General features: G+C 61.0%; 1 protein-coding gene. It reads right to left on the bottom strand.

Going from position 1 to position 300, the window contains the following annotated elements; all coding sequences use genetic code 11:
- The coding region (locus tag QP381_RS08835; protein ID WP_285068607.1) for an NUDIX hydrolase at window positions 1-300 on the bottom strand (300 nt) is incomplete at both ends.

Raw genomic sequence — 300 nt, forward strand, 5'->3', positions numbered from 1 at the left:
TCGGGCTTCGACCTCAAGATCGTCCAAGTCCCACCACGTCATCGTATCGAGCACGCTGCGCTCCAGTTCAGTCCAGCCGTCCCAGTTCAACTCTGTGCGGTGCACGTGCGCAACGAAGAACCATTCCTCCTGGCGCGCTGTCACGTTGAGAAAATCGAACAGCGCGCGCCGATGCAGGACAGGGCCGACAAGACGAGTCGGATCCAGGGCGATCCCCGTCTCTTCACGAATTTCGCGCACCGCCGTCTGCTGCAGTGTTTCGCCTTCTTCCTGCCCGCCTCCTGTGGTGAACCACCAGGA

Origin of the sequence: Pauljensenia sp. UMB6358 (assembly GCF_030216865.1) — a bacterium.
GTDB classification, from domain to species: Bacteria; Actinomycetota; Actinomycetes; order Actinomycetales; family Actinomycetaceae; genus Pauljensenia; species Pauljensenia turicensis_A.